Below are 17,285 nucleotides of genomic sequence, written 5' to 3' on the forward strand. Positions count from 1 at the left end.
AGCCTGCTTTCACTCCTTCGTCGTTGCGAGCGAAGCGAAGCAATCCATCTCACCGCGCACGCGGAGGCATGGATTGCTTCGTCGCTTCGCTCCGCGCAACGGCGGATGCGGCGCAGGATTACGCGGCTCCCCCGATCGCGGCGGCGGCGCGTTCGGCGATCAGGATCGTCGGCGTCTGGATGTTGCCCGAGATCATGATCGGGATCACCGAGGCGTCGGCGACGCGGAGACTGTCGAGGCCATGGACCTTGAAGGTTTGCGGATCCACCACCGCCATCCTGTCGTTGCCCATCCGGCAGGTCGAGGACGCGTGATACAGCGTCGTGCAATGGCCGCGGACGTAGTCGGCAATGTCGGCGTTGCTGGTCGCTTCCACGCTCGGCGTGATCTCACCCTCGATCAGCTCTTTCAGCGGCGACTGGGCGGCAATGTGGCGGTTGATCCGCACGCCCTCGACCAGCGTTGCGATGTCGCGGCCGCTCGGATCGGACGCGAAGTAACGCGGGTCGATCGCTGGATATTCCAGCGGATCGGCCGAGCGCAGGGTCAGCTCGCCGCGGCTGTTCGGCCGTTGCAAGGTCGAATGCAGCGTGATGCCCGGCTTCGACGACAGGAAGCGGACATAGTCGCGGTGCGGGCTGATGGCGCCATAGAGCTGCAGATCGGGCTCGACATCGGGGCGGCTGCGGACATGGGCACCGGCCGCGACCCAGGGCGAGGAGCGGGGACCGCTGCGGCTGTCCTGCCACTGCTTCAGGCTGGCCTCGAGGCTCTCGTCGGTCCAGGCGCCGACGCCGATTTTCTCCCTGGTGTAGAAGGTGATCGGAATGTTGATGTGGTCCTGCAGATCCTTGCCGACGCCGGGGAGGTCGTGCACCGGCGTCACCCCGACGGCCTGGAGCTCGTCGGCCGGGCCGATGCCGGACAGCAGCAATTGCTGTGCGGTGCCGATCGCGCCTGACGACATCACGACGTCGCCGGCTGCGTGTGCCGTCTTCAGCTGGCCGTTTTCGAGATACGCGACGCCGGTGGCGCGGCCCTTCTCGACGATCACGCGGATCACGCGGACACCGGTCTTGACCGTCAGGTTGCTGCGCTCCAGCGCGGGACGCAGATAGGCCTTGCCGGTGCCGAAGCGCTCGCCCTGCTTGATCACGAACTGGAAGAATCCTGCGCCCTCCTGGCTCGCGCCGTTGAAGTCGCGATTGTGCGCATGACCGGCGGCCTTCGCCGCTTCCAGCCAGAGCTCCTCATGCGGATCGATGAACGGAACATGGGCGACATAAAGCGGCCCATTGGTGCCGTGCAGCGGGCTGTCGGTGAAGTCGGCGTTGTTCTCGAAGGCGATGAAATCCGGCAGCACGCTGCGCCAGCCCCAGCCGGTGCAGCCGGCCTTCTCCCAGCCGTCATAGTCGGAGGGCAGGCCGCGGATGTAGATCATCGCATTCATTGCGCCGGAGCCGCCCACCATCTTGCCGCGCGGCCAGAATATGCGGCGGCCGCGGCAACCGGCCTGCGGCTCGGTGTAGTAGCCCCAATCGACCGCGGTGTTGAACATCGTCGGCCAGTCCGATGGAATATCGGACGCCAGCGGAGCGGCGCGGCCGGCCTCCAGCACCAGCACCTTGCGGGCGGGATCGGCCGAGAGCCGGTTGGCCAGCACGCAGCCGGCCGAGCCCGCGCCCACGATGATCGTATCGTACATCTGTCACTCCACTGGTCACGCCGGCGTGTCGCCGGATACTTCTGCCGTCATCGCGGGACTGCGTGTGCGCAGCCGGCGCAATCTGGCCCAAATGCTCTCAAACAGGCCGATCAGGCCGTTCGGCATCAGCACCATCACGGCCGCGATGATGATGCCGAGCCCGAGCGAGCGAAATTCGCCGATCTCGCGCATCGCTTCATCGGCGGCGACCAGCACGATGGCGCCGACCAGCGGCCCCCAGAGCCGGCCAATGCCGCCCACCACCACCATCGCGATGATGAAGAACAGCTGCGAGAACGACAGCACGCCCGGTCCGATCGCATTGAAATGCGCGGCATAGAGCCCGCCGGCGAGCCCGGTGAAGAATGCCGAGAGGCCGAATACGAGCAGCTGCATCTGGAAGCGGCTGATGCCGCGGGCCATGGCGCAGCCGGGATTGTCGCGCAGCGCGCGGAAGGCGAGCCCGATCGGGCCGCGGATGATGGCCCAGGTGAACAGCATCGTCACCGCGAACAGGGCCACCACCAGCGCGTAGTCCGCCACCAGATATTTGGCCTTGAACATCGCGCGCGTGCCGAGATCGCCGAAGCGGGCAAAGCCGACGGCGCCGCCGGTCAGTTGCCGGCACTGCGTGCCAACCATGACGAAGCAGTCGGTGTCGGTGACGATCAACAGATACATCACCTGTGCGACCGCGAGCGTCAGCAGCGCGGTATAGGCGCCGCTGAGACGCAGGCACGCCGCACCTATCACCAGGCTGAACAGCACGGTCGCAATGGCCGCGAACGGCATGGCGGCCCAGACGTTGAGGCCGAAATAGAGAGCACAGCATCGCGGTGGCGTAGCCCCCGAACCCGAACAGCGCCATCTGCGCCAGCGAGAACACGCCGGAAAAGCCGAACAGCAGGTTCCACTGCGAGGCGACGATGGCATAGAACAGGCCAAGCGTGACCTGACCGATCACGTAGCGGCTGTCGACATAGAAAGGCAGCGCGATCGCCGCGGCGAGCACGAACAGACCGATCAGGAGGTTGGCGAGATCCTGGCGTTTCACATCGACCTCACAGGCGTCGCACTTCGACCCGGCCGAACAATCCGCCGGGCCGGCGGATGAGCACCAGGATCACGATGGCCAAGAGAGCCGGGAAGCCCCAGCGCGCACCGGCCAGGAACTGAACCAGCGCCTCGACAATCGCCAGGCCGAACGAGATGATGATCGCGCCGGGCAGGTTGCCGAGCCCGGCCACCACGCACATGATGAAGGCCTTCAGCATCGGATCGGCGCCGAGCGCCGGCGAAAGCTGGGTGATCGACGACACCAGCACGCCGCAAACGCCGGCGAGCATGCCGGAGAGGATCAGGACCTGCAGATAGACCCGCGCCACCGGCACGCCCATCAGCTTCGCGGCGTCGGGGTTCTGGGCTGTCGCGCGAATGGCGCGGCCGGCCCTGGTCCGGGTGAGAAACAAGGCGGTGGCCCCCATCAGCGCGACGGCGCTGACGATGATGACGAGGTTCTGCCAGGGCAGCACGAAGCCGCCGAGATTGATCGAGCCGCCCACCGCGAGCGGTTGCCCCAGCGGCTGGCCGCCATAGAGCCGCAGCACGACATTCTCGAGGGTGAGCGCGACGCCGAAGGTCGCGATCATGATGGTGGTCTCGAAGGTCTCGGGGCTGCGGCGTGACAGCGGATAGGCGACCAGCATGAAGATCAGCGCACCGATCGCGCCGCCGACCGCGGCTGCGGCAAGCACCGCTGCGGGGACCGGCAAGCCGAGTTGGCCGGCAGCCGTGAACGCCGCGTAGCCGCCGAGCGTCAACAGCGTGCCATGCGCCATGTTCAGCATGCCGAGCGAGCCCCAGACCAGCGAGAGGCCGAGGGTCGCCAGCGCATACAAGGCGCCGGTGGTAATCCCGGAGACGATGACCGGTCCTATGATCTCCACGTCATCAGCCTCCGAGATAGGTTGCGAGCAACTCGTCGCGCTGCAGCAGGACGGACGGTTCGCCCGACCAGACGAAGGCGCCGTTGTCGAGCAGGTGAATGCGGTCGGCGATATCGGCGACGCGGGCCGGGTTCTCCTCGACCAGCAGGATGGTGCGGCCGCTCGCCTTCAGCCGCGCGATCACCTCGTAGATCTGCTCGATGACGATCGGTGCGAGGCCGAGCGACGGCTCGTCGATCAGCATCACCGTGCCCTTCATCATCAGGCCGCGGCCGATGCCGACCATCCGTCGTTCGCCGCCGGAGAGGCTTGCGGCGATCTGGGTCTGCCGCTCCGCAAGTTTTGGCAGCAGCGTGAACACTTCGTCGAGACGCCGGGTCACCGCCGCCTGGTCGGCATCGAGATAGGCGCCCATCAACAAATTCTCGAGCACGCTCATGCCTGCGAACAACAGATCGCCCTGCGGCACGTGGATCACGCCGCCCGCGGCGACGCGATGCGCGGGCAGGCCCGAGATGGTGCGGCCGTTCAAGGACACCGATCCCTTGCGGACCGGAAGCAGGCCGGAGATCGTGCGCAGCAGCGTCGTCTTGCCGTGTCCGTTTGGTCCGACCACCGTGACGAGCTCGCCTGAATTCAGCGACAGCGACACGCCGGTCAGCACGTTGCGGCCGTCATAGCCGGTCACGAGACCGTTCACGACAAGGCAGGGCGGGTTTGACGGTTCAGCCATGCGCGTTCAGCTCCGGCTGCTTGACGAAAAAGGCCTTGAGCCGGCTGGTTGCGGCCTTGCCCAGATAGGTCTCGACCACGGTCTGATCGTCGGCGACCGCCGGGGGCGCGCCTTCGAAGATCGCTTTGCCATGGTGCATGATCACCACGCGCGTCGACAGCGAGAGCAGGAAGCGCATCACATGCTCGATCAGCAGGATCGCGACCCCGGATGTCGACAGCCGCTTCACGACGTCGGCGATGCGATCGACCTCCGACGGGCTGAGGCCGCCGACCGGCTCGTCGAGCAGCAGCAATCGCGGCGAGGTCGCGACGGCGCCTGCGATCATCAAAAGCTTGCGGTCCAGCACCGGCAGGTCGCGCGCGATGCGCTGCCGGCCGGGGAGGCCGACCAGATCGAGCGCAGCGGCGGCACGCTGCCGGGCGGCGCGGCTGATCGAAAAGCCCGGGAAGCGGCGATCAGTGTCGCCGAAATGCGCAGCAATCTCGATATTCTCCTCGACCGAGAGGCTGTCGAATGCCGCGTTGAGCTGAAAGGTGCGGGCGATGCCGGCGCGGCACACCTCGTGCGCCGCAAGTCGGGTGATATCGCGCCCCGCAAACAGAATCCGGCCATCGGTGATCGGGGTAACGGCGGTGACCACATCGAAGAACGTCGTCTTGCCGGCACCGTTCGGTCCGCCGAGACCGACCACCTCGCCCGGCCGAACGGTCAACGACAGGCCGTCCACCGCCCGGAGCGACCCGAACGTCTTGGTCACCCCCTGGCAGATCAGCAGCGGGCCGTTCGTCTGGTCGGAAGAGATCACCGCGCGCGCCTCTTATGCCTTGATCCAGGGCGGCAGCTTCATCGTATCGGTTGCATACAGCGCGGGCGCGATCAGCTTGGGATCGGTTCGGTAGTCCTGGTGCTGTAGGAACTGATGCGCCATGCCGAGTGAGGGATCCTTGACCTGGGTCGGATAGCAGAAGGCGGACTGTCCCTTGGGATCGGCGTGGTAGATGCCGTTGACGCCGCGGTAGATCAGCCGCTTCATCGCTTCCGAGATCTTGCGGGTTTGCTCCTTGTTGCCGGGCTCGCTGGCGCCGCCGGCGATCGCCGCCGACAGCGCGTAGTGCCAGAGCCCGTCATAGGTCTGCGATCCCGTGATGAAGGCGGCGTTGGCGCCGAACTTCTCACGATAGGCCTTGCGATAGGCCGCGGAGAACTCATCGGGCAGGCAGCCGATCACGGTGGAATAGATCACGCCGTTGATGGCTTCCTTGCCGATCTCGCGGAACGCCGGAAGCGAGGGCCCGTATTGCATGTAGACCAGGCTCTGGGTCGGCTCCGGCAGGAACTGGGTCATGAACTGCGCCAGATCCTGCGGCAGGAAGTGCGTCACCGCGATCGCGGCCGGAGGATCCTGGCGCAGCTTGGCGAGCGTCGGCCCCCATTGGTTGGTCGGGAAGGGCACGGTCTCGTAGAGACCGAGCTCGAAGCCGAATTCCTTGACGCGGTCGCGGATCGCGTTGGCGATCACGATCGAATATTCGTTCGCCGAGGGGATGATCGCGATCTTCTTGTTCGGCGGGTTCCATTGCTTATTGTCGATCAGCGATTTCAGGAACAGCAGGAAGCCGGGGCCGTAGTAGAACTCGGGCGGATCACCCTGGAAGCAGGAATAATAGCGCTGCGGATCGCTCAGGAACTTGGTGTTGTGCGAGATCAGCGTGTTGTAGTGCACGAAGATCACGTCGTTGTCGGCGGCGACGTCCATCTCCACCATGTTGGTGCCGACGTTGTAGCCGTTGATGATCGCGCTCGCCGAATGGCGATCGATCAGGCGCTGCATCGCCTGGGTCACAATGTCGGCGCCCATCTCCTTGGTATCCTCGATCGCGATCTGGATCGGACGTCCCAAAATGCCGCCGGCGGCGTTGATCTCTTCGGCGGCGAGCGTGAGGCCGTTCTTGAACTCGATGCCGTCAGCGGCGGCAAAGCCGGACATCGGCAAGGCCGAGCCCACCTTGACCGGGCTGCCCGCGGCGCGCGCGCCGCTGTTCAAGCTCGCCAGCATTGCAATTGAACCTGCGCCGGCGGCGACGCCGCCGAGAAGTGAACGTCGGTCGAGCATGATCGTCAGTACCCTTCGTCTCCGGCGCGGACTATCCGACGCCTCCCTTTAAAGCAGGAGATGCACGGCCGCGGCTGTTGCAGCGGCTGCTGCACGAACCGTGCCATGGCATCCGGCAATCGCTTTCAGCAATCCCATCGTCAACGCGCAGCAGGCAGCCGAGTGACAAGCGCGGCAGCCGCGTCGATCACCGCGGCCTGATGCGGCTGCAATTCATTGCCGCCCCACGCGGCCATCAACGGCTCCCAGGGATCCGCGATATCGGTCTTGATGCCGGATAGTTCTTCGAGCACCGCGAGCCCGCAATAAGGTGCGTACATTTCCGAGTAGCCGCCCTCATGCGTCATCAGGATGCGGCCGTTGCACAACGTCTCGGCAGCAGCGCGCAGCATGTGCGTCATCTCGCGATACGCCGCCGACGACAGCATCATGCGGCCGAGCGGATCGACGCCGGACGCATCGAAGCCGGACGCCACCACGATCATGTCAGGTGTGAAACGATGCAGTGCCGGCAGCACGACGCGTTCGAACGCCGAGCGATAGGCGCCGATGCCCGAGCCGGGCGGCAGCGGCACGTTGATGTTGTAGCCGTCGCCTGCGCCGGCGCCGTTCTCGGCAAGTGAACCGGAGTCGGGCGGAAACAGATTGTCCTGATGCAGAGAGATCGTGAGCACGCTCGGGTCTTCATAGAATACCGCCTGGGTGCCGTTGCCGTGATGCACGTCCCAATCGACGACGGCGACGCGCGAGACCTGCCCCGTGGCCTGCAAATGACGGATCGCAATGCTTGCGTTGGCGAACAGGCAGAAGCCCATGCCGAGGTCGGGCCGGGCATGATGCCCCGGCGGGCGGATCAGCGCGTAGGCTGTCTCGACCGCGCCCGATGCGACCGCTTCGGCGGCAGCGATGGCGCCGCCGGCCGCGAGCAGCGCGATCTCGTAGCTACCGGCGCCGAGCGGCGTCAGGGTGCTGGCGTCGCCGCCGCCGGCGTCGCTGAGGCGCTTGATGTGGGCGATATGATCTGAGGTGTGGACGCGGGCGAGCTCTGCCACCGTTGCTGGGCGCGGTTTGATATGTACGAGATGATCGAGCAGGCCGCTGACCTCGATCAGATTGCGGAAGCGGCGCTTGGTCTCCGGATTCTCGGCATGGGTTCCGGGTTGGATCGTCAGGCCCGGCGGAAACACTTGGGCCCAGTTGCCGGTGTTGTGCCACATGTAAAGTTCATGGCAGACGAACCCAGTAGCCATGCGTGCAATCCCTTGTCCTGGCGGCCCGAACTCGTGTTGATCTATTCGACCGCCCTGATCGCCTCGTCGAAGGTGTCCGCGATCCTATCGGCGTGTTCGGTCGTGAAGGTCAGCGGCGGGGATATGATGAAGGTGTCGGCGAGGTTGCGGATCAGGATGCCCTTGGCGACACAGCGCTCCCAGATCCGCTGACCAAAATTCTCCGCGAGGTCGAACGGCCGCTTGGTCTCGGGATCGGCGACCAGCTCGATGCCGATCATCAGCCCCTTGCCGCGCACGTCGCCCATGTTGGGGTGGCGCTTCTGGATGTCCTTCAGCCGCGCCAGCAGATAGGCGCCGACCTTGCCGGCATTGGCCGGCAGTTCCTCCCGCTCGACGATCCGTAGATTGGCGATCGCGGCCGCGCAGGCGAGGGGATGGCCGGCATAGGTGTTGCCGTGCATGAAAGCGCGGGGCGTGAACTGGGACTTGTCGTCGGACTGGAAGGCCGCATCCACCTTCGCATTGATCAGGGTCGCACCGAGCGGGATGTAGCCGCTGTTGATGCCCTTGGCGAACACCATGATGTCGGGTTTGACGCCCCAGGCGCGGCTGCCGAACATGCTGCCCGAGCGGCCGAAGCCGGTGACGACCTCGTCGGCGATCAGGAGCACACCGTGGCGGTCGCAGACCTCGCGCAGCAGCGGCCAGAAATTCGCGGGCGGCACGATCACGCCGCCGGCGCCCTGCACCGGCTCGGCCATGAACGCCGCAACGCTGCCCGGTCCCTGATAGATGATCTCACGCTCGAGCAATTCGGCGCAGAGCCGGCCGAGCGCCTCCGGATCCGACGTAAACGGGTTGCGGTAGACGTGCGGCGTCTCGACCTGGAAGAAGCCAGGCAGCAGCGGCGCGAACTGCTCCTTGTAGACATTGACGCCGCCTGCCGACAGCGCGCCCAGCGTGACGCCGTGATAGGCGCCGCGCAGCGAGATGATCTTGGTGCGCAGCGGCTCGCCGGCGAGCCGCCAATACTGCTTGGCGAGCTTGATCGCGGCCTCGTTGGCCTCCGATCCGCCGGACGAGAAGAATGCGCGGACCATGCCTTCCGGCGCGGCCAGTCGGCAGAGTTCCTCGGCAAGGGCTACCGACGGGCTGTTGGTGGTGTTGCCGAAGGTTGAATAGAAGCTGAGACGATCGAGCTGCTCGACGATCGCCTGTTTGATCTCGGCGCGACCATGCCCGACATTGACGTTCCAAAGCCCCGCCTGTCCGTCGAGATAGCGCCCACCCTGGCCGTCCGAGACATAGACACCTTCACCGCCCTCGATGCAGATTGGCGGGTTCTCGGCAAGGAAGTTGGCATTGGCGAAGGGGTAGACGACGTGACGAGTGAGCGTGTCGTTGTTTCGAGCGGCTGCTACGGTCATTCTCGTTCCTCTCGATTTTTGTTTCCCCCGGGAACCCGGTGTCGTTGCGTCAAGGATAAACACAGGCGATAAATTTGGTCAAATGACCAATTTTGTGCAACATGCAAATTTGTGCGGCACGGTATGGACAATCGTCGCGCGCACCGGAGAGACGGATGACAACTGCAGGACGTGAACAGGTCGGCGCAAAGGGCGAACGAACGCGACGCCAGATCATCGAGGGAGCGTTGCAAGCGCTGCGAACCGGGGGCGTCGCCGCAACGACGACTCGGGACATCGCGGCTGGCGCCGGCGTTCGCCTCGCCACGCTGCACTATCACTTCGAGAGCAAGAGCGCGTTGCTGCTGGCGGTGCTCGAATATCTGATCGACGAGACGACCGCGGCGTTGCGAGAGGAAACCAGCGATACCGCCGACGTCGCGAGCTGTATCCGCGAATCCCTGCGCGCCGGCTGGCGCTATCTCACGCGAACGCTCGAGCTGCAGATCGTGCAGTATGAACTGACGCTGTACGCGCTGCGCCGTGACGATGCGGCTGGGCTCGCAGCCTATCAGTATGACGCCTACGTCAGGGTCTATCAGGACATCCTGCAAGGCGTTGCGGTTCGAACCGGTGAGCTAGATGCGGCGGGATGCGCCGACGTTGCCCGCTTCATGCTGGCCGGTATCGACGGCTTGCTGTTGCAGGAGCTGGCGAAGCCGAACAAGGCGCGGTCGTCACGGGCGATCGAGACGCTGATCGCGGCAGCCCAGGGATTCGCAAGCAGGGTGTCGAATGATCGCAAGGCGCGAAGATAAGTGTGTGGAGGCGCGCGGGATCGGCAATCGCATATGGCTACGGCCACGTCTCGTAGCACGGGGGCGACGTGCGCCTGCACGATTTCCGAATAATAGAATTATGCCGCTGATTTGCCCGACATGTCAACGTGCCGTGTCGAATGCCGGTACGCCGCCGGCTCCTTTGCATGGGGTTGTTTTCGATGTTTTGGCGGTGCGCCCCTGCGGAGGCAAGCCGTGGGATGAGTAGAGCAAAGCGAAACCCATCATGTCGACGCTTGCGCAAGGCGCGATGGGTTTCGCTTCGCTCTACCCATCCTTCGCACTTCTCGACCCATCCACACAGCGTTCACCCAAAACAAAAGGCGCTTCCGGTGGAAGCGCCTTTCGCATCGTGTCTGCCGTGAAGCTTACAGCGAGTAGTACATTTCGAACTCGACCGGGTGCGGGGTCATTTCGAAACGGGCGACCTCGGTCATCTTCAGCTCGATATAGGCGTCGATGAAGTCGTCGTCGAACACGCCGCCGTTCTTGAGGAACGCGCGATCCTTGTCGAGGCTCTCGAGCGCCTCGCGCAGCGAGCCGCACACGGTCGGGATCTGCTTCAGCTCTTCCTTCGGCAGATCGTAGAGGTCCTTGTCCATCGCCGGACCCGGATCGATCTTGTTCTTGATGCCGTCGAGGCCGGCCATCAGCATCGCGGCGAAGCCGAGATAGGGATTGGCCATCGGATCGGGGAAGCGCACTTCGACGCGCTTGGCCTTTGGGTTCGCCGTGTAGGGGATGCGGCAGGACGCCGAGCGGTTGCGCGCGGAGTAGGCGAGCAGAACCGGCGCCTCATAGCCCGGGACCAGACGCTTGTAGGAGTTGGTCGACGGGTTGGTGAAGGCGTTGATCGCCTTGGCGTGCTTGATGATGCCGCCGATGTAGTGCAGGCAGGTCTCCGACAGGTCGGCATACTTGTTGCCGGCGAAGGTCGGCTTGCCGTCCTTCCAGATCGACTGATGGACGTGCATGCCCGAGCCGTTGTCGCCATAGACCGGCTTCGGCATGAAGGTGGCGGTCTTGCCGTAGATGTGGGCGACCTGGTGGATGCAGTATTTGTAGATCTGCATCTGGTCGGCCATCAGCGTCAGCGTGTCGAACTTCATGCCGAGTTCGTGCTGGGCCGAAGCGACTTCATGGTGGTGCTTCTCGACCTTGACGCCCATCTTGGCCATCGCGCCGAGCATCTCGGAGCGCATGTCCTGCACCGAATCCTGCGGCGGCACCGGGAAGTAGCCGGCCTTGGTGCGGATGCGGTGGCCGAGGTTGCCGCCTTCATATTCGGTGGCCGAGTTGATCGGCAGCTCGGAGGAGTCGAGGCGGAAGCCGGTATTGTAGGGTTCGGCCGAGTAGCGCACGTCGTCGAACACGAAGAACTCGGCCTCGGGGCCGACGAACACGGTGTCGCCCACGCCCATCGACTTCACCATCGCCTCGGCCTTCTTGGCGATGCCGCGGGGGTCGCGGTTATAGGGCTCGCCGGTGGTCGGCTCGAGCACGTCGCAAGTGATGACCATGGTGGTCTCGGCGAAGAACGGGTCGATCGTCGCGGTGACCGGGTCCGGCATCAGGCACATGTCGGATTCATTGATCGCCTTCCAGCCGGCGATCGAGGAGCCGTCGAACATCTGGCCTTCGGAAAAGGTGTCCTCTTCGATCATGCCGACGTCGAAGGTGACGTGCTGCCACTTGCCGCGCGGATCGGTGAAGCGCAGGTCGACGTATTTGACGTCGTTGTCCTTGATCGATTTCAGGACGTCTTTGGCGGTCTTCATGAATACCCCTTATGGATGTGCGGGTCGGTTTCCAGCGGAGAGGGACGTTATTCCCGCTTTTGGCGAGTTCGTGTGACTGCTGAAACGAAATGAGGCTGCCGAAGCAGCCTTTTTTCTCTTTTGCCGTCAGAAAATCCGGATAGCACCGGGCTTAAATAGCGTCCAGCCCGGATTCGCCGGTCCGGATGCGGATGGCTTCCTCGATGTTGGAGACGAAGATCTTGCCGTCGCCGATCCGCCCGGTCTGGGCCGCGCGGCGGATCGCGTCAATCGCTTTCTCGACCAGGTCGTCGCCGATCACGATCTCGATCTTCACCTTGGGCAGGAAGTCGACGATATATTCCGCACCGCGATACAGTTCGGCGTGGCCCTTCTGGCGGCCAAATCCCTTTGCTTCGGTCACGGTGATGCCTTGCAGTCCGACTTCCTGGAGCGCTTCCTTCACCTCGTCGAGCTTGAAGGGCTTGATGATGGCTTCAATCTTCTTCACTGAGCGCCTCCCGGGCATTGCAGATTGCAGGGTCGAGTTCGATGCGCGTGGGGCGCAGTCTGGTTGGTCTTAAGCCTTCCGGCGGGTGGCCGGAAACACGCGCAATGGTCGCATCGAGCGGCATTGTACGCGGCTTCCTCAAAAGCAGGGTCTATGCCAAGTTGTTAAGGTCCCCGATTTCGGAATGTTATCAGCCTTTTAACAGGCAGTCGGCTGGTATCGAACCACATGGGTCATGATATCCAAGCTCAACAAATAGGCAAATAGATCAATCCGTATGCAGTCGGCCAGTAGAAACCCCGCGAACGTCACAGGAATTGCCTCTCGAAAAGGCGAAGCGATTGAGGATTCGGCATGGACGTTCTGACCACCACCGAGATGGAACGCGCCGACCGGCTGACCATCGCAGCCGGTACCCCGGGCTTCGCGCTGATGATGAGCGCCGGCCAGGCCGTCGCTGAAGCCGCAATGGACCTGGTCGAGCAGGGGCCGATCGTCGTCGTCGCCGGCCGCGGCAACAATGGCGGCGACGGCTTTGTCGCCGCCGCCGAGCTCGCCGCGCGCGGCCGCGAGGTGTCGGTGATCCTGCTCTGCGAGCGCGACAGCCTGCGGGGCGACGCGGCGCTGGCGGCGAAGGGCTGGAAATATCCGGTGCTGCCGTTCAACCCGCAGGCGCTGGGCAAGCCGGCGCTGATCATCGACGCGCTGTTCGGTGCCGGGCTCAATCGCCCGGTCAAGGGTGACCCGCTGGAGATGATCGCGGCCATCAACGCCAACGGTACGCCGGTGCTGGCGGTCGACCTGCCAAGCGGCATCAACGGCACGTCGGGCGCCGTCATGGGGGCGGCCGTGCAGGCGACCGAAACCGTCACCTTCTTCCGCAAGAAGCCGGCGCATCTGTTGCTGCCGGGCCGGATGTATAGCGGCCGGGTGCGCGTCGCCGACATCGGCATCGCGGCGCAGGTGCTCGACGAGATCAAGCCGCTGACCGCGGAGAATTTGCCGCAGGCCTGGCGCTGGTCGTTTCCGGTGCCGCGGATCGATGGCCACAAATATGCGAGGGGCCACGCCGTCGTGGTCTCCGGCGACATTGCCTCGACCGGGGCGGCGCGGCTCGCTGCGCGCGCGGCGCTGCGGGCCGGCGCCGGCCTCGTGACGCTGGCCTCGCCGCGCGATGCGCTCGCGGTCAACGCGGCGGCGCTGACCGCGGTGATGGTGCGCGCGGTCGACAATCCGATCCAATTCGCCGAACTGCTCGACGACAAGCGTCTCAACGCCTGCGTTGATCGGCCCTGGCGCGGGCGTCAGCGCGCGCACCCGCGACTTCGTTCACACCGCGTTGTCGGCGCAGCGGCATCTCGTGCTCGACGCCGACGCGCTGACCAGCTTTGCCGGTTCGCCGGATCGGCTGTTCGAGGCGATCAAGGCCTCCGACGGTCTTGGGGTGGTGCTCACCCCGCATGAGGGCGAGTTTCCGCGGCTGTTCAGCGATATCTCCAACAAGCATCCCGGCCGCTCGAAGCTCGAGCGCGTGCGCGCGGCGGCGGAGCGCTCCGGCGCGGTGGTGCTGCTGAAGGGGGCTGATACGGTGATCGCGTCTCCGGACGGCCGCGCCACCATCGCCGCCAACGCGCCGCCATGGCTTGCCACCGCCGGTGCCGGCGACGTGCTGGCGGGCATCATCGCCGGCTTCCTGGCGCAGGGCGTGGCGGCATTCGAGGCGGCCAGCATCGGCGTGTGGTTGCACGGTGAAGGGGCCAGCGAGGCGGGGCCCGGCCTGATCGCGGAAGATCTGACCGAAGTGCTGCCGGCCGTGTTCCGCCGGCTCTATGATGAATTCGGGATTGAGTATTAGGCGGCTCCAGCTTTCCGACATGGATGCCGCCGCACGCGTGCACCGCGCGGCGTTCGACGAAGCGTTGCCGTGGCTCGCGGGCCAGCACACGCCGGACGAAGATCGGTGGTTCTATCGCGAGCGGATGTTTGCGACCTGTACGCTGTGGGGCGCGTTCGACGGCGAGGCGATGAGCGGCGTCATCGCGTTCCACGACGACTGGATCGAACAGCTCTACGTGCTGCCGGCCGCGCAGGGCCGCGGCATCGGCGGCACGCTGCTCGAGATCGCAGAGCAGGGTGCGGACCGGCTGCAACTCTGGACCTTCCAGCGCAACGCGCGGGCTCGCCGCTTCTACGAGGCGCGCGGTTTTGCCGCGGTCGAGGAAACCGACGGCGGCCGCAATGAGGAGAGGGAGCCGGACGTGCGCTATCTCTGGGCACGCAGGGCCGGCGGATGACATATTGATCGGATTGACTGACCCCAGGCGGATCCGGGGAACAGGACGGGGCTCACGGCGGGGCGAAAGATCATCTGGCAATCGGCCACCATTTGAGCACTTAATGCCTGTATCGACGAGCGAAAGTACCCTTGAGCCTCGAAGCCGCGTGGTACGGACCGGAGCAACATGACGAGTCCCTGCCGCGTTCTAATGATCTATCCGAAGTTCGTTCCGGACTCGTTCTGGAACTATACGGAAGCTTGCGAACTCGTCGGCGCGAAGTATCCGGCGGCGCCGCTCGGACTGATCACCGTCGCCGCCATGCTGCCGAAGCATTGGGAGATTCGTCTCGTCAACCGTAACACCGAGTCTTCGACCGACGCGGACCTTGACTGGGCCGATCTTGTCATGATTGGCGGTATGCTCAACCAACAGCCTGATTTTCTCCACCTGATCGATCTCGCCCACCGGCACGGCAAGCCGGTATGTGTCGGCGGGCCCGACGTCTCCTCCAGCCCGCACCTTTACGCCGACGCGGACTTCCAGGTGATCGGCGAGGCCGAGCATATCATCGAGGAATTCATCGCGGCTTGGGAAAGCGGCGCGCGCAAAGGCGTGTTCGTCGCCGAGAAATTCAAGATCGACGTCACATTAAGCCCGATGCCCCGCTACGATCTGATCAAGTTCGATCATTATCTCTTTATTGGCGTGCAATATTCGCGTGGCTGCCCGTTCACCTGCGAGTTCTGCGATATTATTGAGCTGTATGGGCGCGTGCCGCGTACCAAGACCCCCGATCAGATTCTCGCTGAGCTGCAAGCGCTCTACGATCATGGTTATCGTGGGCATGTCGATTTCGTCGACGACAATTTCATCGGCAACAAGAAGAACCTCCGCCTCTTGCTGCCGCGGCTCAAAGCCTGGCTGGAAGAGCGAGACTATCCGTTCGAGTTCTCGACCGAAGCCTCGATCAATATCGCGGATGACAGCGAGCTGTTGCAGGCAATGAAGGACGCGAACTTCTTCGGAATTTTCGTCGGCATAGAGAGTCCGGATCCGGAGACGCTCGTGCAGATGAAGAAAAAGCAGAACACCAGGCGCAACATCGCCGAGAGCGTTCACAAGATCTACGACTATGGCATGTTCGTCACCGCGGGTTTCATCGTCGGATTCGATACCGAAAAGGTCTCGATGGCGCAGGCGATGATCGACTTCATCGAGGAGGCGAGCATTCCAGTCTGCATGGTCGGGCTGCTCTATGCGCTGCCCGGCACACAGCTGACGCGGCGGCTGGCCCAGGAAGGCCGTCTGCACGAGGGCCATGATCTGATGAAGGTCGAGCAGGCGGGCGACCAATGCACGCTCGGCTGTAATTTCGACACCAAGCGTCCGCTTCGCGACATCCTCACGGATTACAGGGCTGTGCTTGGGCACGTCTACAGCCCGACGGCATATGCAGGACGGCTGTCGCGGCTTGCCGCCATGCTCGACCGCTCCGACCGGCGCCGCGACCTGCCGGATGGCGACATGCGCAAGAGGCTTGGCGGCATCGAAGGCGTACACAAGGTCATAAGTGCGTTGCCGGAGGTTCGCGAGCCGTTCTGGAAGACCTTCGTCGAGGTCGCCAAGTCCAATCCAGGCGCGCTGCGCTACATCGTGATGCTGATGGCGCTGTACTTGCACTTCGGGCCGTTCTCGAAATACGTGATCGGCGAGATTGATCGCCGGATTGCCGAGTTGGACGCTGGGCCTCCGATGAGGGCCACGGCGCTTGCTTAGTGATTTCATCAAGTCTTGATAGATGGCAAAGTTCGCCAGAGCATCGGTTCTGAGTGAATCAGAACCGATGCTCTGGCGTTTTGTTTGGACGGCATGACGCTACTCAGGCAACGTCGGTGGAAAGCGAAACGCTCTTCCACGCATCGAATTCCGCTTGCAGCAGTTTCATTTTTTCCTCGACCAGCCGCACAGCATCGCTGCCGAGCAGCAGATGCGCCGGCGGATCGGCCCGACAGTGCGAGTTTCAACATCGCCTGCGCGGCCTTTTGGGGATCGCCGACCTGCCAGCCACTCAGTTCCATGCGACGTTTGCGGATTGGATCGATGACAGCGTCATAATCTCCGATCGACCGCTCCGCCCGTACCATCGATCGTCCGGCCCAGTCGGTGCGAAAGCCGCCCGGCTCGACCGCGGTGACCTTGATGCCGAGATCCTTGACTTCCTTGCCGAGGGATTCCGATATCCCTTCCAGCGCGAACTTGCTGCCATGGTAGTAGCTGAGGCCGGGCATCGTGATGATCCCGCCCATCGACGTGATGTTGAGGATATGCCCGGCGCGCCGCTTGCGCATGAAGGGCAGCACCGCCTGGATCATCGCCACCGCGCCGAAGACGTTGACCTCGAACTGGCGTCGCAGATCGTCGATCGATGATTCCTCCAGAATGCCCTCGTGGCCATAGCCGGCATTGTTCACCAGAATGTCGATCGCGCCGATCCTGTGCTCGACGTCGGCGACGGCGGGCGCGATGGCCTCGGTGTTGGTGATGTCAAGAACCAACGCGTGCCCGCCGGCGCCGAGCGCTTCGAATGTCCGCTTGTCATTCTCGTTGCGCACGGTGCCGGCGACGGTATGGCCGTCGCCCAATGCTGCTTCGGCCAACGCGCGGCCGAAGCCGGACGAAACGCCCGTGATGAGGAAGGTCTTTGCCATAGGAGATGTCCTTTGGATTGAGATCGCGGGCTCGATATAGGCGATATGATTAG

13 protein-coding genes and 4 pseudogenes are annotated in these 17,285 nt (G+C 64.1%); 4 read left to right on the forward strand and 13 right to left on the reverse strand.

Going from position 1 to position 17,285, the window contains the following annotated elements:
• Positions 1-118: 118 nt before the first annotated feature.
• From ACVWW1_RS08665 to ACVWW1_RS08705, 9 genes and pseudogenes are all read right to left on the reverse strand, one after another.
• Positions 119-1,705, reverse strand: coding sequence for a GMC family oxidoreductase (locus ACVWW1_RS08665; protein ID WP_456655507.1), 1,587 nt, complete (start codon positions 1,703-1,705; stop codon positions 119-121).
• Positions 1,706-1,720: 15 nt separating this feature from the next.
• Positions 1,721-2,497 (reverse strand): branched-chain amino acid ABC transporter permease, encoded by a 777-nt coding sequence (locus ACVWW1_RS08670; protein ID WP_456655508.1) that lies wholly within the window; start codon positions 2,495-2,497, stop codon positions 1,721-1,723.
• Positions 2,498-2,573: 76 nt separating this feature from the next.
• Positions 2,574-2,759, reverse strand: a pseudogene (locus ACVWW1_RS08675) (branched-chain amino acid ABC transporter permease); the annotation flags it as partial.
• A 7-nt stretch (positions 2,760-2,766) separates the two neighbouring features.
• Entirely contained in the window at positions 2,767-3,651 is an 885-nt protein-coding gene (locus tag ACVWW1_RS08680; RefSeq protein ID WP_456655509.1) for a branched-chain amino acid ABC transporter permease, read from the reverse strand.
• 4 nt (positions 3,652-3,655) lie between these two features.
• The gene (locus ACVWW1_RS08685) at positions 3,656-4,384 is read right to left on the reverse strand and encodes an ABC transporter ATP-binding protein (protein WP_456655510.1); all 729 of its coding nucleotides are present in this window, start codon (positions 4,382-4,384) and stop codon (positions 3,656-3,658) included.
• Positions 4,377-5,117: pseudogene (locus ACVWW1_RS08690) on the reverse strand (ABC transporter ATP-binding protein); the annotation flags it as partial. The gene ACVWW1_RS08685 and the pseudogene ACVWW1_RS08690, both read right to left, overlap by 8 nt.
• Positions 5,118-5,204: 87 nt before the next feature.
• Entirely contained in the window at positions 5,205-6,500 is a 1,296-nt protein-coding gene (locus ACVWW1_RS08695) for an ABC transporter substrate-binding protein (RefSeq protein WP_456655511.1), read from the reverse strand.
• A 140-nt stretch (positions 6,501-6,640) separates the two neighbouring features.
• Positions 6,641-7,750, reverse strand: a complete 1,110-nt coding sequence (locus tag ACVWW1_RS08700; RefSeq protein ID WP_456655512.1) for a class II histone deacetylase — start codon at positions 7,748-7,750, stop codon at positions 6,641-6,643.
• A gap of 41 nt (positions 7,751-7,791) precedes the next feature.
• Positions 7,792-9,159 (reverse strand): aminotransferase class III-fold pyridoxal phosphate-dependent enzyme, encoded by a 1,368-nt coding sequence (locus tag ACVWW1_RS08705; protein WP_456655513.1) that lies wholly within the window; start codon positions 9,157-9,159, stop codon positions 7,792-7,794.
• Positions 9,160-9,314: 155 nt separating this feature from the next.
• On the opposite strand from ACVWW1_RS08705, the gene ACVWW1_RS08710 reads away from it, so the two are divergent.
• Positions 9,315-9,956, forward strand: a complete 642-nt coding sequence (locus ACVWW1_RS08710; RefSeq protein WP_176530986.1) for a TetR/AcrR family transcriptional regulator — start codon at positions 9,315-9,317, stop codon at positions 9,954-9,956.
• A gap of 389 nt (positions 9,957-10,345) precedes the next feature.
• Here the strand turns inward: ACVWW1_RS08710 and glnA are convergent, their stop codons facing one another.
• The 3 genes from glnA to ACVWW1_RS08725 all read right to left on the reverse strand — a co-directional run bounded on the left by glnA (position 10,346) and on the right by ACVWW1_RS08725 (position 12,369).
• A complete protein-coding gene (gene glnA / locus ACVWW1_RS08715) occupies positions 10,346-11,755 on the reverse strand; it encodes a type I glutamate--ammonia ligase (RefSeq protein WP_456655514.1) in 1,410 nt (469 codons plus the stop codon).
• Between the two features lie 151 nt (positions 11,756-11,906).
• Entirely contained in the window at positions 11,907-12,245 is a 339-nt protein-coding gene (locus ACVWW1_RS08720; RefSeq protein WP_011441447.1) for a P-II family nitrogen regulator, read from the reverse strand.
• The gene (locus tag ACVWW1_RS08725) at positions 12,232-12,369 is read right to left on the reverse strand and encodes a hypothetical protein (protein WP_171947603.1); all 138 of its coding nucleotides are present in this window, start codon (positions 12,367-12,369) and stop codon (positions 12,232-12,234) included. Before ACVWW1_RS08725 ends, ACVWW1_RS08720 begins: the two co-directional genes overlap by 14 nt.
• 230 nt (positions 12,370-12,599) lie before the next feature.
• Here ACVWW1_RS08725 and ACVWW1_RS08730 point away from each other — a divergent pair.
• The 3 genes and pseudogenes from ACVWW1_RS08730 to ACVWW1_RS08740 all read left to right on the forward strand — a co-directional run bounded on the left by ACVWW1_RS08730 (position 12,600) and on the right by ACVWW1_RS08740 (position 16,300).
• Positions 12,600-14,100, forward strand: a pseudogene (locus tag ACVWW1_RS08730) (NAD(P)H-hydrate dehydratase).
• A gap of 19 nt (positions 14,101-14,119) precedes the next feature.
• Positions 14,120-14,539: a GNAT family N-acetyltransferase gene (locus ACVWW1_RS08735; protein ID WP_456655515.1), complete on the forward strand. Its 420-nt coding sequence runs from the start codon at positions 14,120-14,122 to the stop codon at positions 14,537-14,539.
• Between the two features lie 168 nt (positions 14,540-14,707).
• Complete coding sequence (locus ACVWW1_RS08740; RefSeq protein ID WP_456655516.1) at positions 14,708-16,300, forward strand: B12-binding domain-containing radical SAM protein; 1,593 nt, start codon at positions 14,708-14,710, stop codon at positions 16,298-16,300.
• A 103-nt stretch (positions 16,301-16,403) separates the two neighbouring features.
• Here ACVWW1_RS08740 and ACVWW1_RS08745 read toward each other — a convergent pair.
• Positions 16,404-17,232, reverse strand: a pseudogene (locus tag ACVWW1_RS08745) (oxidoreductase).
• Positions 17,233-17,285: the final 53 nt, after the last annotated feature.

This window comes from Bradyrhizobium sp. JR3.5 (assembly GCF_054057015.1).

Excerpts from the sequence above, each read along its gene's own strand:
- ACVWW1_RS08710 (WP_176530986.1), top strand. The coding sequence starts at position 9,315 with ATGACAACTGCAGGACGTGAACAGGTCGGCGCAAAGGGCGAACGAACG.
- ACVWW1_RS08740 (WP_456655516.1), top strand. The coding sequence starts at position 14,708 with ATGACGAGTCCCTGCCGCGTTCTAATGATCTATCCGAAGTTCGTTCCG.
- ACVWW1_RS08670 (WP_456655508.1), bottom strand. The coding sequence starts at position 2,497 with ATGCCGTTCGCGGCCATTGCGACCGTGCTGTTCAGCCTGGTGATAGGT.
- ACVWW1_RS08695 (WP_456655511.1), bottom strand. The coding sequence starts at position 6,500 with ATGCTCGACCGACGTTCACTTCTCGGCGGCGTCGCCGCCGGCGCAGGT.
- ACVWW1_RS08735 (WP_456655515.1), top strand. The coding sequence starts at position 14,120 with ATGGATGCCGCCGCACGCGTGCACCGCGCGGCGTTCGACGAAGCGTTG.
- glnA (WP_456655514.1), bottom strand. The coding sequence starts at position 11,755 with ATGAAGACCGCCAAAGACGTCCTGAAATCGATCAAGGACAACGACGTC.
- ACVWW1_RS08700 (WP_456655512.1), bottom strand. The coding sequence starts at position 7,750 with ATGGCTACTGGGTTCGTCTGCCATGAACTTTACATGTGGCACAACACC.
- ACVWW1_RS08705 (WP_456655513.1), bottom strand. The coding sequence starts at position 9,159 with ATGACCGTAGCAGCCGCTCGAAACAACGACACGCTCACTCGTCACGTC.
- ACVWW1_RS08665 (WP_456655507.1), bottom strand. The coding sequence starts at position 1,705 with ATGTACGATACGATCATCGTGGGCGCGGGCTCGGCCGGCTGCGTGCTG.
- ACVWW1_RS08725 (WP_171947603.1), bottom strand. The coding sequence starts at position 12,369 with ATGCCGCTCGATGCGACCATTGCGCGTGTTTCCGGCCACCCGCCGGAA.
- ACVWW1_RS08685 (WP_456655510.1), bottom strand. The coding sequence starts at position 4,384 with ATGGCTGAACCGTCAAACCCGCCCTGCCTTGTCGTGAACGGTCTCGTG.